This window comes from Collinsella sp. HCP28S3_B9 (assembly GCF_052066095.1).
GTDB lineage: Bacteria > Actinomycetota > Coriobacteriia > Coriobacteriales > Coriobacteriaceae > Collinsella.
Map to the genome: position 1 here is coordinate 1 of NZ_JBQHST010000074.1, position 629 is coordinate 629.

General features: G+C 70.7%; 1 protein-coding gene. It reads left to right on the plus strand.

Annotated elements, in window-relative coordinates; all coding sequences use genetic code 11:
* Positions 1–603 (plus strand): IS3 family transposase (locus ACTNBB_RS09135; RefSeq protein WP_441058013.1); only part of this gene is annotated, 603 nt, incomplete at its 5' end.
* Positions 604–629 lie beyond the last annotated feature (26 nt).

Sequence of the window (629 nt, forward strand, 5' to 3'; positions counted from 1 at the left end):
GTCCCCAGGTGGATGAGGAGGAAGAGGAGGCCCTACAGCTCCTATGCGGGCGAGCCGACGCCGGCCCCGCCGAACCTCGTGCGCCGCGACTTCCGCTCGGCCCTGCCGAACTTCCTGTGGCTCACCGACATCACCGAGTTCAGGCTGCCCTCCGGCAGGAAGGTCTACCTGTCGGCCATCAGGGACTGCTTCGACTCCTCGGTCGTGGCGTGGAGGGCCGGCGAGAGACCGGACGCCGCGCTCGCCAACTCGACGCTCGAGGACGCCTGCGCGCTGCTCGCGCCCGGCGAGCGCCCCGTCATCCACTCCGACCGCGGCGGCCACTACCGCTGGCCCGGCTGGATCTCGATCTGCGAGGGGCACGGCCTCGCCAGGAGCATGTCCGCCAAGGGCTGCAGCCCGGACAACGCGGCGATGGAGGGCTTCTTCGGCCTGCTCAAGAGGGAGTTCTGGCACGGCAGGGACTGGTCGGGCTGGACCCCTGCCCGCTTCATCGAGGAGCTCGGGGGCTGGATCGGCCGATACAATACGGAGAGGCGCAGCGATGCGCTCGGCGGCCGCACGCCGGCCGAGTTCCGCGCCGCGCTGGGAAGGGCCGCGTAACGGTCCAAGAAATCGTCCGCAGTCCC